This is a genomic window from Aquabacterium parvum, from assembly GCF_001447195.1.
GTDB classification, from domain to species: Bacteria; Pseudomonadota; Gammaproteobacteria; order Burkholderiales; family Burkholderiaceae_C; genus Aquabacterium; species Aquabacterium parvum.
The window spans coordinates 66,663-80,020 of record NZ_LFRI01000561.1; the positions used below are offsets into that span (position 1 = coordinate 66,663).

11 protein-coding genes are annotated in these 13,358 nt (G+C 67.4%); 4 read left to right on the plus strand and 7 right to left on the minus strand.

Annotated elements, in window-relative coordinates:
• Positions 1 to 4 precede the first annotated feature (4 nt).
• Together ABG80_RS20465 and ABG80_RS20470 are read right to left on the minus strand one after the other, a co-directional pair.
• The gene (locus ABG80_RS20465; protein WP_058089392.1) at positions 5 to 778 is read right to left on the minus strand and encodes an ABC transporter permease; all 774 of its coding nucleotides are present in this window, start codon (positions 776 to 778) and stop codon (positions 5 to 7) included.
• The gene (locus ABG80_RS20470) at positions 775 to 1,728 is read right to left on the minus strand and encodes an ABC transporter ATP-binding protein (protein ID WP_058089393.1); all 954 of its coding nucleotides are present in this window, start codon (positions 1,726 to 1,728) and stop codon (positions 775 to 777) included. Before ABG80_RS20470 ends, ABG80_RS20465 begins: the two co-directional genes overlap by 4 nt.
• A gap of 178 nt (positions 1,729 to 1,906) precedes the next feature.
• Here ABG80_RS20470 and ABG80_RS20475 point away from each other — a divergent pair, with 178 nt between their 5' ends.
• Complete coding sequence (locus tag ABG80_RS20475) at positions 1,907 to 2,164, plus strand: acyl-CoA-binding protein (protein WP_058089394.1); 258 nt, start codon at positions 1,907 to 1,909, stop codon at positions 2,162 to 2,164.
• 57 nt (positions 2,165 to 2,221) lie between these two features.
• Here ABG80_RS20475 and ABG80_RS20480 read toward each other — a convergent pair whose 3' ends face one another.
• Genes ABG80_RS20480 through ABG80_RS20490 form a run of 3 tightly spaced genes read right to left on the minus strand, consistent with a single transcriptional unit; the run spans position 2,222 to position 4,464 of the window.
• The gene (locus tag ABG80_RS20480) at positions 2,222 to 2,527 is read right to left on the minus strand and encodes a polyhydroxyalkanoic acid system family protein (RefSeq protein WP_058089395.1); all 306 of its coding nucleotides are present in this window, start codon (positions 2,525 to 2,527) and stop codon (positions 2,222 to 2,224) included.
• 49 nt (positions 2,528 to 2,576) lie between these two features.
• Entirely contained in the window at positions 2,577 to 3,215 is a 639-nt protein-coding gene (locus ABG80_RS20485; protein ID WP_058089396.1) for a hypothetical protein, read from the minus strand.
• On the minus strand, positions 3,208 to 4,464 hold the full coding sequence (locus ABG80_RS20490; RefSeq protein WP_235513978.1) for an ammonium transporter: 1,257 nt from the start codon (positions 4,462 to 4,464) through the stop codon (positions 3,208 to 3,210). The genes ABG80_RS20485 and ABG80_RS20490 overlap by 8 nt, the downstream gene beginning before the upstream one ends.
• A 163-nt stretch (positions 4,465 to 4,627) precedes the next feature.
• Between ABG80_RS20490 and ABG80_RS20495 the strand changes: the two genes are divergently transcribed.
• The 3 genes from ABG80_RS20495 to ABG80_RS20505 are packed head-to-tail and all read left to right on the plus strand — an operon-like array spanning position 4,628 to position 8,432.
• Positions 4,628 to 5,779 carry a M20 aminoacylase family protein gene (locus ABG80_RS20495; RefSeq protein WP_407638782.1) on the plus strand — a complete coding sequence of 384 codons (1,152 nt, stop codon included), beginning with the start codon at positions 4,628 to 4,630 and terminating at the stop codon, positions 5,777 to 5,779.
• Positions 5,780 to 5,837: 58 nt separating this feature from the next.
• Positions 5,838 to 7,547: an ExeA family protein gene (locus ABG80_RS20500; RefSeq protein ID WP_058089399.1), complete on the plus strand. Its 1,710-nt coding sequence runs from the start codon at positions 5,838 to 5,840 to the stop codon at positions 7,545 to 7,547.
• 15 nt (positions 7,548 to 7,562) lie between these two features.
• The gene (locus ABG80_RS20505; RefSeq protein WP_058089400.1) at positions 7,563 to 8,432 is read left to right on the plus strand and encodes a general secretion pathway protein GspB; all 870 of its coding nucleotides are present in this window, start codon (positions 7,563 to 7,565) and stop codon (positions 8,430 to 8,432) included.
• Between the two features lie 73 nt (positions 8,433 to 8,505).
• Here ABG80_RS20505 and cphA read toward each other — a convergent pair whose 3' ends face one another.
• Both cphA and ABG80_RS20515 read right to left on the minus strand, forming a co-directional pair.
• Complete coding sequence (cphA, locus tag ABG80_RS20510; protein WP_058089401.1) at positions 8,506 to 11,085, minus strand: cyanophycin synthetase; 2,580 nt, start codon at positions 11,083 to 11,085, stop codon at positions 8,506 to 8,508.
• A gap of 32 nt (positions 11,086 to 11,117) precedes the next feature.
• A complete protein-coding gene (locus ABG80_RS20515; RefSeq protein WP_058089402.1) occupies positions 11,118 to 13,331 on the minus strand; it encodes a cyanophycin synthetase in 2,214 nt (737 codons plus the stop codon).
• Between the last annotated feature and the right edge of the window lie 27 nt (positions 13,332 to 13,358).

Here is a 13,358-nt window from a genome sequence, read left to right on the forward strand (position 1 = left end):
GCGCTCAATGTCGGATCTTGTAGCCGGTCTTCAGCAGGTGCAAGGCCAGCGCCGCGACCAAAGCCGTGGCCGCACCGACCACGCCCAGGCTGAGCCAGGGACTGACGTCGCTCTGGCCGAAAAAGCCGTGGCGAAAGCCGTCGATCAGGTAGAAAAAGGGGTTCAGGCGCGAAACGCCGTGCCAGAACGGCGGCAGCGAGTGCACGGAATAGAACACGCCCGACAGGAAGGTCATGGGCAAGATGATGAAGTTCTGGAAAGCCGCCATCTGGTCGAACTTGTCGGCCCACAGCCCGGCGATCAGGCCCAGCGAGCCCAGCAGGCAGCCACCCAGCAGGCCAAAAACCAGCGCCCACAGCGGCTGGGCGAACTGCGCAGGCGTGAACCACAGCGTGGCCAGCCACACCCCAGCGCCCACCAGCAGGCCCCGCACCAGCGAGGCCCCCACGTAGGCCGAAAACCACGCGCGATGCGACAGCGGACTCAGGAGCACGAACACCAGGTTGCCGGTGATCTTGCTTTGGATCAGAGACGAGGAGCTGTTGGCGAACGCGTTTTGCAACACCGACATCATCACCAGGCCAGGCACCAGGAAGGACGTGTAGCCCACGCCCTTGTAGACCTGAACATGGTCCTCGAGCACGTGCCCGAAGATCAGCAGGTAGAGCACGGCCGTGAGCACGGGGGCACCCACGGTCTGAAAGCTCACCTTCCAGAAACGCAGCACTTCCTTGGTGAACAGCGGGCGGGCGCCCTGGAACGAGGCGAGCCAGCTCATGCCACGCTCCCCGTTTGCGAGCCGGCCACCGCCGGTGGCGGTGGCGTCAGGCGGCCCTGCATGGTGGCCAGGAAAATGTCTTCCAGGTCGGCGCGGCCGATTTCTAGGTCTTCGATGGCGCAACCACTTTGACGAAGCAGCGCCAGGCTCTGCTCGATCTCGGCGGCGTCGTGCGCTGTCAGCTGAACGATGCGGCCAGTGACACGGGCGCGAGCGGCCAGCTCAGCCGGCAAGGCCGTATCGGTCTTGAACCGCAGCATGGTCGACGCGGTGCCCGCCAACAGGGCCGAGGTGCGGTCGAGCGCCACCAATTGCCCCTGCTTGAGCATGCCGATGCGGTGGCACAGGGCCTCGGCCTCTTCCAGGTAGTGGGTGGTCAGCAGCACGGTGTGACCCGCTTTGTTGAGCTGGGCGATGAACTGCCACAGCGTCTGGCGCAACTCGACGTCCACGCCGGCGGTCGGCTCGTCGAGCACGATCACGGGCGGGCGGTGCACCAGGGCCTGGGCCACCAGCACGCGCCGCTTCATGCCACCGGAGAGCTGGCGCATGTTGGCATCGGCTTTGTCCGCCAGGCCGAGGTTGGCCAGCAATTCGTCGATCCAGTCGTCGTTGCGGCGCAGGCCGAAGTAGGCGCCCTGGATGCGCAGCGTTTCACGCACCGAAAAGAAGGGGTCGAACACCAGTTCCTGCGGCACCACGCCGAGCGCGCGGCGGGCCTGGGCGTAGTCGCTCACCACGTCGTGCCCCTGCACCGTGACCCGGCCCGAGGTGGCCCGACTCAAACCGGCAAGGATGCTGATGAGGGTGGTTTTGCCGGCGCCATTGGGGCCCAACAAGCCGAAAAACTCACCTGATTGGATGTCAAAGCTGACACCCTGAAGGGCCCGCACCTCGCGTCCGGCGGACGAGAAGGTCTTGGTGACTTGTTGGAAGGAAACGGCGCTCATGGAGCGGCCGATTGTACGGAGGGGGCAGAAATGGCGCCGGACAGGGGGCATTGCGGCCCTGTTTTGAGGGGGCAGCGTCTTCGCCGGGCATGCAACGGGCGCTAACATCCGACGCACCGCCAGACCGGTGACCGCAACCGGACGCGCGCTGCCTCATTTTCACAACTAGGAGACCGACATGTCCGACCTGCAAGCTCAATTCGAGAAGGCCCTGGCCGATTCCAAGCTGCTGCCCGCCAAGCCCGACAACAACACCCTGCTGAAGATCTACTCGCTCTTCAAGCAAGGCAGCGTGGGCGACGTCCAGGGCGATCGCCCCGGCATGATGGACTTTGTCGGCCGCGCCAAATACGACGCCTGGGCCGAGCTCAAGGGCAAGAGCCAGGACGCCGCCAAGCAGGCCTACATCGATCTGATCGAATCGCTCAAGAAGTGATTCAGGCGGGGCGCCAAGCCGCGATGGCTGGCGTGCGCCCTGCGCTCGAGCCGGGCTTCAGGCCTGGCCCTTGGCCTTCTCGATGATGCGCCCCAGGCTCTTGCTGACCTCGGCTTCGATCATCGGCTTGAAGGCCGCCATCATCATGCCGAGCTTGATCTTCAGGTCGAAATCGGTGCCCGAGACCAGCATCGTGCCTTTGACGCCCATGCGTTCGAACGAGACGGTGTCTTGTTCGGCGCCCTCCTGATAGTCGCATTGCAGGCCCATCTGGCTGGCTGCGCTGGCAACCCACTCCTTGGCCAGTGTGCGGGCCTTGTCCAGGCCCAGGGTGTGCGATTGCTGGTAGTTGACGTCGCTCATGGTCGCTCCTCGGGGCGGCGCACATCGGGCGCCGATGCCAAAGCCGCCACTATAAGTAAGTTCTGACCCGGTGCAGCGAGGCGTCTGCGCTCTGCTCGCATTCGCGCACGATGCGCGTCAGGCAGGCGTCGGCCTGCACGGGCCCCAGCCATTGCGCCAGCACCACGTAGGCCGCGTTGATCAAGCGGGTGCCCGCACCCCGAGCCGGCCATTCGCCGACCAGGTTCGCGCCATGCGCATGGATCCAGCTCAGCGCCCTTTGCTGCTCAGCAGAGCTCAGGCGCGACTGGCCGACGTGGTGGGCCAGGCCCTGGCGCCAACGCACCGCCAGGAAAGCAGGGCCCAGCGCCCGCTCCACGTGGCGCTCCATCGCGTGGATGATGCCCTGCACGACGCGCGCATCGTGGCCGGGGGCAACCGGCGCCACCACTGGCGCGGCTGGCCTGCCAGACGCCACGCGCTGCAAGGAGCGGATGATCTGCAGGTGGATTTCAGCCTCGCGCCCTTGCAGGTTGAACTGCTGCGCCACCAACCGGCAATAGCGACTCAGTCCCGCCAGGCTGGGTGGCCCGGCCGGCGTGGCCGACAAGGGTTGCCACAAGGCAGCAGCCTGCCTGGCTGCTTCCGGTTCCAGGTAGGCGACCAGCACCTGCTGGACGGCTTCGATGGCCAGGTCCTGCTCAGCCATGCTGCACCCCACGGTGAACCGCTTCCTGCTGGAACTCGGGATAGCCCAGTTCGTGGTGCTCACTGAAGTCCAACCCTCTCTGCTCATCGAGGGTGGAGGCACGCAGCGGCACGAACTTGTCGAGCAACCAGTACATCAGCAAGGACCCGCCAAAACCCCACACGAACGCCGCCAGGCAGCCCAGCGCTTGCACACCCAACTGCGAAACATCGAACAGGTGCCCGCTGCGAAACAGGCCTGCCGCCAACGTGCCCCACACGCCGCCCACCACGTGAACCGAAACCGCCCCCACCACGTCATCCACGCGCAAGCGGTCCAGCAAAGGGGCCACCAGCACGCTCAACGCCCCGCCAATCAAACCAGCCAGCACGGCGAACCCCGGCTCCATGACATGGCAGCCCGCCGTCACCGACACGAGCCCGGCGATCGAGCCGTTGAGCGTCAGCGTCATCATCAGCTTGCTGCGCAGCAGCGCCATCGTGACCATGGCACCGATGGCGCCGGCCGCACCGCCCAGGTGGGTGTTCAGTGCGATGCGTCCCAAGCTGACGGAAGCCGACATGGTGCTGCCCGCGTTGAAACCGAACCAGCCCAGCCACAAGATGAAGGCGCCCATGGCGACCAGGGTGAGGTTGTGGCCCTGGATCTCGCGCGGGCGCCCGTCCGGCCCGAAGCGACCCAGCCTGGGGCCCACCACCAGCAAAGCGGCCAAGGCAGCCCAGCCTCCGATGGCGTGCACCACCGTCGAGCCAGCGAAATCGATGAAACCCATCTGCTTGAGCCAGCCCTCGCCGCCATGCGCCCCACCCCAGGCCCAGGCGCCGAACACCGGGTAGATCAGCGCGGTGATGAAGACCGAGCCGATGACATAGGCCGAAAAGCGCGTGCGCTCGGCGATGGCCCCGCTGACGATGGTGGCCGAGGTGGCCGCGAACATCATCTGGAAGAAGAGCCCACCGTATTGCGATTCCGGCACGCCCTGCAGCGCGAACGCCGAGGTGCCCAGCCAGCCTGTGTGGTTGGCCCCGAACATCAGGCCGTAGCCGACCAGCCAGAAGGCGACCGCACCAAAGCACATGTCGCAGTAGTTCTTCATGATCACGTTGATGGTGTTCTTGGCCCGGGCCATGCCCGACTCAAGGAAGGCGAAACCCGCCTGCATGAAGAACACCAATGCGCCCGCCACCACCAGCCACAACATGTTGACGGCTTCGGCCAGGCCCTTATCCAAAACAGCAGATTCAAGCATGGGCGCGGATACCGCAAGCCCCATACCTGCCACCATGCACCCGACAGGGGCGCGATGAGCGCATTAAGATCAAGGACCTCGCCATGAACGAATTCGCCCCATGACCGCGACCTCCGCTGCTGCCCACAACGTCCTGCCCGAACTGCTCGACGACGCCGAGGCGATGCGGGCCATCCGGCGCGACATCCACGCCCACCCCGAACTCTGCTTCGAAGAGGACCGCACGTCGGACCTCGTGGCGCGCACGCTGGCGAACTGGGGCATCGAGGTGCATCGGGGCCTGGGCAAGACGGGCGTGGTCGGCGTCATCCAGGGGCGTCCCGGCAAGCGGGCCATCGGCCTGCGCGCCGACATGGATGCGCTGCCGATGACCGAGCACAACACCTTCGCGCACGCCAGCCGCCACCACGGCAAGATGCACGCCTGCGGGCACGATGGTCACGTTGCCATGTTGCTGTCGGCCGCCCGTCACCTGGCCGCCACGCGCGACTTCGACGGCACCGTCTACCTCGTGTTCCAGCCGGCTGAGGAAGGCGGCGGCGGCGCGCGCGAGATGATGAAGGACGGCCTGTTCGAGCGCTTCCCGATGGACGCCATCTTCGGCATGCACAACTGGCCGGGCATGCCGGTTGGCACCTTCGCCGTTCGCAACGGCCCGTGCTTTGCTTCGAGCAACGAGTTCCACATCACCATCCGCGGCAAGGGCTGCCATGGCGCCATGCCGCACCTGGGCATCGACCCCGTGCCCATTGCCTGCCAGCTCGTGCAGGCCTTTCAGACCATCCTCACGCGCAACATGCGCCCGGTCGAGACCGGCGTCATCTCGGTGACCATGATCCAGGCGGGCGAGGCCACCAACGTCATCCCGGAGTCGGTGGTGATGCAGGGCACGGTGCGCACCTTCACCACTGAAACGCTCGACCTGATCGAGAACCGCATGCGTGAGATCACGCGCCACCTGTGCGCCGCCCATGGCGCCGAGGCCGACTTCGAGTTCAGCCGCAACTACCCGCCCACGGTCAACCACCCGGCCGAGTCTGCCTTCGTGCGACAGGTCATGGTCGAACTGGTGGGCGAGGGCAAGGTGCAGGAGTTCGAGCCCACCATGGGCGCCGAGGACTTCAGCTACTTCCTGCAGGGCAAGCCGGGTGCCTACTTCGTGATCGGCAATGGCGACGGCACCCACCGAGAGGGCGGCCATGGCCTGGGCCCCTGCACCCTGCACAACCCCAGCTACGACTTCAACGACGAATTGCTGCCCCTGGGCGCCACGCTGTGGGTGAGGCTGGTGCAGCGCTGGCTGGCACAGGCCTGAACAACACCGGTTTTTTCAGGGCATGAAGCGCCCGCCAGGGCGGGTATGCTTGGCCGCCATGTACGCGTCGCATTTCGGCCTGAAGCAGGCGCCGTTTTCCATCGCGCCCGACCCGCGCTACCTGTTCATGAGCGAACGCCATCGCGAGGCGCTGGCTCACCTGCTCTATGGCGTGGGCGGTGGCGGGGGCTTCGTGCTGCTCACGGGCGAGATCGGGGCCGGCAAGACCACGGTCTGCCGCTGCTTCCTGGAGCAGATCCCACGGCGCTGCAACGTGGCCTACATCTTCAATCCGAAACTCAGCACCGCCGAGTTGCTACAGAGCATCTGCGACGAGTTCCGCATCCCGCTGCCGGGTGGCCCCGAGGCCTCGCTCAAGGCCCACGTCGACGCTCTCAACGAGTTCCTGCTCAAGACCCACGCGGTCGGCCAGAACAACGTCCTGATCATCGACGAGGCCCAGAACCTCTCGCCTGAGGTGCTGGAGCAGCTGCGCCTGCTGACCAACCTGGAGACCAGCGAGCGCAAGCTGCTGCAGATCATCCTGATCGGTCAGCCTGAGCTGCGCCAGATGCTGGCCCAGCCCGAGCTGGAGCAACTGGCCCAGCGCGTGATCGCCCGCTACCACCTCGACGCCCTGTCCGAAGAGGAAACCGCCCAGTACATCCAGCACCGGCTGGAGACCGCCGGGCTCAAGCGCGGCAGCCTGTTCGAGCGCAAAGCGCTCAAGCGCATCCACGAACTGACCCGGGGCGTGCCCCGCCGCATCAACCTGCTGTGCGACCGGGCCTTGCTGGGCGCCTACGCCGAAGGCAAGGCGCGGGTGGACAAGGCCGTCGTGGAGAAGGCGGCAGAAGAGGTGTTCGAGTCGCTGGCCGCGCCGGAAGCCACACCCAAACCCCCTTCGCGCAAAGACCCCAAAGCCCCACGGGATGGCAGCGCTTTCTCGGCTTGGCCGAACTGGACCTGGGCCCTCTTTGGCACCGGGGTGACCTTGAGCCTGGCCGGTGCCGGCCTGAGCGCCTGGCTGCACTGGGCAGGTCCCGCCAAGGCACCTGCCAAAGCCGTGGCAGCGTCGCAGGCCGCCTCGCAAGCTCCGTCCCAACCCAAGCTGAGCGCGCCCACCGCGCCACGCCCCACGTTGGTCGATGCGGCCGCGCTCATGAAAGAGGCCGCACCCACCGAGGCCCTGGCCTGGCAAGACCTGGCCGCGCTGTGGCAGTTCGACCTCAAGGCGGGAGACCCCTGCAACCAGCTCTTTCGTGCACGCCTGGTCTGCTTTCGCAACAGTGGCGGCTTGAGCCTGCTGGCTCAACTCGACCGCCCTGCCCTGCTGGCCCTGCAAGATGCCAGCGGCGCCACGCGCCATGCGGTGCTCACGCGCCTGGTGGGCGACGAGGCCTGGCTGCAATTGGGCAGCAACAAGGTGCGAGTGCCGCTGGCGGTGCTCTCGGGCCTGTGGCGCGGAGACTTCGCCACCCTCTGGCTCGCCCCCGAAGGCTACCGAGCCAAAGTTCAGCTCGGCCAGACAGGCCCGGTGGTGGACTGGCTGGCGGAACAACTCGGTCGCATCGACAAACAGGCGGCCGGCAGCCCGGCGCGTTTCGACCGCGCCATGCAGGCCAGGCTTCAGGCCTTCCAGCTGACGCAAGGCCTCAAGCCCGACGGGGTGGCTGGTGCCACCACCTTCATGCTGATCAACCAGGTCACGGGCGTGCCCGAGCCTCGCCTCAAGCCGGCCACCGAGCCGGCCAACGCCCCCCGCTGAAGGATCGAGTCCACCATGTCCTACATCCTTGAAGCGCTGAAAAAGGCCGACGCCGCACGCGAGCGCGAACGCGAGGCCGTGCCCGGGTTGCACAGCCGGCACGACCATGCCTTGCCCGACGAGGCCGATGAACGCGGTGATGCCGCGCCTGCTGCGCGCACGCCCTGGCTGATCGGTGGCATCGCCGGTGGCGTGGTGATCGCAGGGGCCTTGTTCTGGCTGCTGGGCCGCTCGGGGCCGGATGCACCCGCCGCAGGTGAAACACGACCGATGCCCATGCATGGCCAGGTGAGTGAGGCGCCGCCGTCACCACCAGGGGCATTGCCAACCGCCCCTCTCGCCCAGGCCCACGACCCGGTCGCCCCCGCGCCTCAGGGCACGGTGAGCCCTCCCGCCATGGCTGCCGCGCCCGCCACGCCGAGTCAGCAGGTTCAGCCGGTTCAGCCGGTTCAATCGCCAGCCACCGTGCCACCCGCAACGACCCAGGTGGTCACCCCCCAGGTCACACAGCCGACCGCGCCTCAGCCGGCCGTGGTCGCCGCGCCGCCCAATGCGGCCCTTGGTCGCACGACCGCATCAAGCTCGTCGAACGCACGCGCCGCCACGGTCGCCCCGGACCCGCTGCGGGTCGACCCGTCCTTGCGCGAGACCGGGCCCAAGGTTGTGTCCATGCAGGAGCTGCCCGATGACATCCGTCGGGAGCTGCCGCAGTTGACCGTGGGGGGCGCCATGCATTCGGACGTGGCCTCCAACCGCATGCTCGTGCTCAACGGTGGGGTGTTTCGCGAGGGCGATCAACCGGCACCCGGCGTGGTGCTGGAAGAGATCCGGCTGAAGTCAGCGGTGCTGCGCTACAAGGGTCACCGCTACAGCATCAGCTACTAAGCCGACGGCGGGCTGCTCTGGCAAAAAAAGAGCGCCCCGCAGGGCGCCCCTTTCAGCCAACAAGCCGGGTGAATCAAGCCACAGTCGGCGCGTCCGCGCAGCGCTTGGCCAGGTGCGCCAAGGCTTCCTCGACCTGATCGACCAGCACCAGGCACAGGTCACCTGGCTGCAGCCGCGCCAAAGCGGTGTCGATGGCCACGAACTCGCCACGGATTTCTTCAACGTGCTGCGCACGCTGGGCCTTGCTCAGGCCCTCGCGCAACAAGCCCAGCACCTCGCCGTCTTCGCGACCTCGCTGGCAGGCATCCTGGTACAGGAAGAAATCGTCGAAAGCATCGCCCAGGATGGCCGTTTGCTCGCGGATGTCCTCGTCGCGGCGGTCACCTGCACCGCTGATGACCACCGAGCGGCGCTTGGCCGGAATGCCGTTGACCGCGCCCACCAGCGCACGCATGGCGTCCGGGTTGTGGCCGTAGTCGGCGATCACGGTGGCGCCTTTGTAGCTCATCACGTTGAAGCGGCCCGGCGCGTTGTCCGAGTCGTTGACGAAGCTGGCCAGGCCATTGCGGACCACGTCCCAGTCCAGGCCCGCGCTCCAGGCGGCGCCCACGGCCGCCATCACGTTCTCGACCTGGAAGCCGATGGTGCCGCCACGGGTGAGCGGGATGTCGCGCAGGGGCAGGAACTCGCGCCAGCTGCCCTCGGCAGCCACGATGGCATCTCCGTCGACGCAGATGGTGCGCTTGCCCTGGGCGCGGTGCGCGGTCAGCACGGGGTTGTGCGGGTCCATCGCGAAGAAGATGACGCCGCCCGGGCACTTCGGCGCCATGGCCACGACGATGGGGTCCGCGGCATTGAGCACCGCGTAACCTTCAGGCGCCACGTTCATGACGATGACGCGCTTGAGCACCGCCAGGTCTTCCACGGTGGTGATGTAGTTCAGGCCCAGGTGGTCGCCGGCGCCCAGGTTGGTGACCACGGCCGTGCCACAGCGATCGAAGCCCAAACCTTCACGCAAGATGCCACCGCGGGCGGTCTCGAACACCGCCGCGTCCACATCGGGGTGCACCAGCACGTTGCGCGCGCTGCGCGGGCCGGAGCAGTCGCCGCTGTCGATCTGGCGGCCGTTGACGTAGACGCCATCTGTGTTGGTCATGCCCACGCGCAGCCCGCTGGTGGCCAGCAGGTGCGTGACGAGTCGCGCGGTGGTGGTCTTGCCATTGGTGCCGGTCACGGCCACGATGGGGATGCGTCCGTCGTCACCCGACTTGTAGAGGTTGCTGATGACCGCCTCGCCCACGTTGCGCCCCTTGCCGTACGACGGCGACAGGTGCATGCGCAGGCCCGGCGCGGCGTTGACCTCGACGATGCCGCCGTTCTGAACTTCAAGCGGGCGGTGCACGCTCTCGGCCAGGACGTCCACGCCGCAGATTTCCAGGCCGATGCACTGAGCAGCAGCGATGGCGCGCGCCGCCACCTCGGGGTGCACGTCGTCGGTCACGTCGGTGGCGGTGCCGCCGGTGGACAGGTTGGCGTTGTTGCGAAGGATGACGCGACGACCCTGCTCGGGCACCTCGTCAGCCGTCAGGCCCTGCACCTGAAGGCGGACGATGGCGATCTCGTCGATGCGGATCTTGGTCAGTGAGGTCGCGTGGCCTTCGCCCCGACGCGGGTCCTCGTTGACCTTGTCGACCAGCTGGCGCACGGTGTGCACGCCGTCGCCGATCACGTACGGCGGATCGCGGCGAGCGGCTGCCACCAGGCGGTCGCCGACCACCAGCAGGCGGAAGTCGTTGCCCGGCAGGTAGCGCTCGACCATGACCTCACCGTACTCGGCGGCCACCTTGTGCGCGATGGCCAGGTGGTCGTGGCTGACGATGTTGACCGTCACGCCCTTGCCCTGGTTGCCGTCGCGCGGTTTGACCACCACGGGCCAGCCGATTTCTTCGACCACCTTGGCGGCATCGGCCAGGTCGGTGACCGGGCGGCCGATGGGCACGGGCACACCAGCGGCGGCCAGCAGGCGCTTGGTGAGGTCCTTGTCTTGTGCGATGGATTCGGCCACAGCGGAGGTGTTGTCCACCTCTGCGGCCCAGATGCGGCGCTGCTTGCTGCCCCAGCCGAACTGAACCAAAGAGCCCTGGGTCAGGCGGCGGTAAGGGATGCCGCGCACGATCGCCGCATCGACGATGGAGCCGGTGCTGGGGCCCAAGCGCACGTCTTCGTCCAGCTCCGTCAATTCCGCCAAGGCAGCCTGGACGTCGAATGTTTCACCCTTGAGCGCGGCCTCGACCAGCGCGATGGCCTGGTCAAACGCCTTCTTGCCAACGGCTTCTTCGCTGTACTCCACCACCACCTGGTAGGTGCCGGCCTCGACCGTCTCGGCGGTGCGGCTGAAGGTGACGGGGCAGCCGGCCTGTGCTTGCAGGGCCAGGGCCACGGTCTCAAGCACGTGGGCCACGCTGATCTGGCCGGGGCGGCCGTCCGGGCGCAGCGCACCCATGCTGGGAAAGAGTTTGCGCACGCGGGCTTCGAAGCCGTCGAGGGCTTCGATCTGCCGCTCCTGGGGCTCACAGCTCACGACCGCTTCGATGGCGGTGTGGCGACTCCAGAGGTTCGGGCCACGCAGGGCTCGGATGCGGGAAACGTCCATGTCGGTCTCTCGTGTGCGGGGCTTGCTCGCGTTTACTTCTTGGGCGAGGGGTCGAAAGTTTCCAGGCCAGCGGCGATCAGCTCGGGCGAAATGCCCAGCGACCAGGCCACGGCGGCAGCGGCGAGCAAGGCCCGAACGCTGCTGCCAGCCACGGGCTGCTCGCCCATGCCAGCCGTGATGCGGCGAGCAGCGGCGCTGTCGAGGTCGGCGCAGCGGATCGGGGCGTGACCGTCGTGGGTCAGCAGCACGTGGTGACCTTGTACCGACACCGTGCGACCGCCCTTGGCACGGTGGGCCACCAGCGCGGGGTTGTCGTGGTCGGTGTCGTAGAGGATCACATCGCCATCGCACAGATCGGCCATCTCGAGCAGGCGAGCGTCGGCGGCGTTGAGCACGGCCACGCCATCGGGCAGGACCACGTCCACCTGGGTGCGCAGCACCTTGAACATCTGCTCGGGCTCGTGGATGTCGTGGCGGGCCAGCCCCGGGGCCACAGGCGCTTCGGCGCCACGCAGGTCGGTCACCACGCCCACGGCGCAACGGTCGTAGGCCAAGCCGTCTTCGAGGATGGTCTCGGCGCCGTTTTCCAGCACGATGGCGTTGACCTCGCGGTTCATCAGCAAGCGCTGACCGGACGCGAAGTTGGCGCGGTTGCCGGCTTCGACCTGGCGACTGCCCAGGAACAGGCCGTCGCGGCAGGCCAGGCCCACGTGCCGACCACTCAGGTGCAGCAGCCAGGCCACCAGGCGAGCGATGGACGTGGTGCCCAGCGAGCCCGCCACACCGATGATGGGCACCCGGCCCGTCTCGTCTTCATGGAAGAGGTGATCGGCGATCGCCTTGCCCACCGGGCGGGGCAGGCCTTCGGCGGGCTTGAGGTGCATCAGCAGGCCAGGGCCGGCGTTGACCTCGACGATGGCACCACGCTGAGGCGCCATCGGCTTGGAGACGTCGGTGATCACCAGGTCGATGCCGGCGATGTCCAGGCCCACCACGCGGGCGGCCAGTGAGGCGGCGTGCGCCACATCTGGGTGGACGTCGTCGGTGCAGTCGATGGCGACGTTGCCGTTGCGCTGCACCAGCACGCGCTGGCCGTCGGCGGGCACCGAATCACCGGTCAGGCCCTGGCGCTCGAGCAACAAGCGCATGGCCGGCTCGCGGTCCAGGATGATGGTCTCCAGGGGGAACTCCTCGGCTTCGCCGCGGCGCGGGTCGCTGTTGAGCTGCTCGTCGATCAGCTTGACGACGCTGTCACGGCCATTGCCCACGATCCAGATGCTCTCACCACGGGCTGCGGCCACCACCTTGCCACCGACCACCAGCACGCGGTGCTCGTCGCCGGGGATGAAGCGCTCGACGATGACGTCGCTGCCCTCGGCCTCGGCCACCTTGAAAGCGGCCTCCACGTCGGCGCGCGTGCTGAGTTCGAGCGACACGCCTCGGCCATGGTTGCCGTCCAACGGCTTGACCACCACCGGCAGGCCCAGGTCTTCGGCGGCCTCCCAGGCGGCTTCGGGGCTGTCGACCACCTCGCCCTCGGGCACGGGCACGCCGCAGGCCTTGAGCAAGGTCTTGGTCAGGTCCTTGTTGCCGGCGATGCCTTCGGCGATGGCGCTGGTCTTGTCGGTCTCGGCCGTCCAGATGCGGCGCTGCGCGGCGCCGTAGCCCAGCTGGACCAGGTTGCCGTCGTTCAGGCGGATGTGCGGGATGCCCCGGTCGGTGGCCGCGCCCACGATGGCTGCCGTGGAGGGGCCGAGGTAGCAGTCATCGATTTGTGCCCGAATGGCCTCGACGGCGGCGGGCACGTCAAAAGCCTCGTCGTTGATGGCGGCCATCAGCAGGCGGTGGCCTTGCTCCAGGGCGGCACGGGCGACCTGCTCGTCACGGGCGCGGAACACCATGCGGTAGACACCGTGCTGCGAGGTGCTGCGGGTCTGACCGAAGCCGGTGGGCATGCCCGACAAATTGAGCAGCTCGATGACGATGTGCTCGAGCACATGCCCGGCCCAGGTGCCCTCTTCCAGGCGCTGAACGAACCCGCCGCGCTCGCCCACCCCACAGTGGTGTTCGATCAGGGCCGGCAGCCAGGCGGTCAGGCGCTGGTTGAAGCCAGGCAGCAGGTTGGAGGGGCAATCCTCCAGCTCGCCCAGGTCGAGCCAGACCTCCATGACGGGGCGGTAGGTCCAGATGTTGGGGCCGCGCAGGTAGTTGATGCGCAGCAGTTTCAGGTCGTTCTTTTTGCTCATGTCACCAGCCGGTGTTGCGTCCTGCTC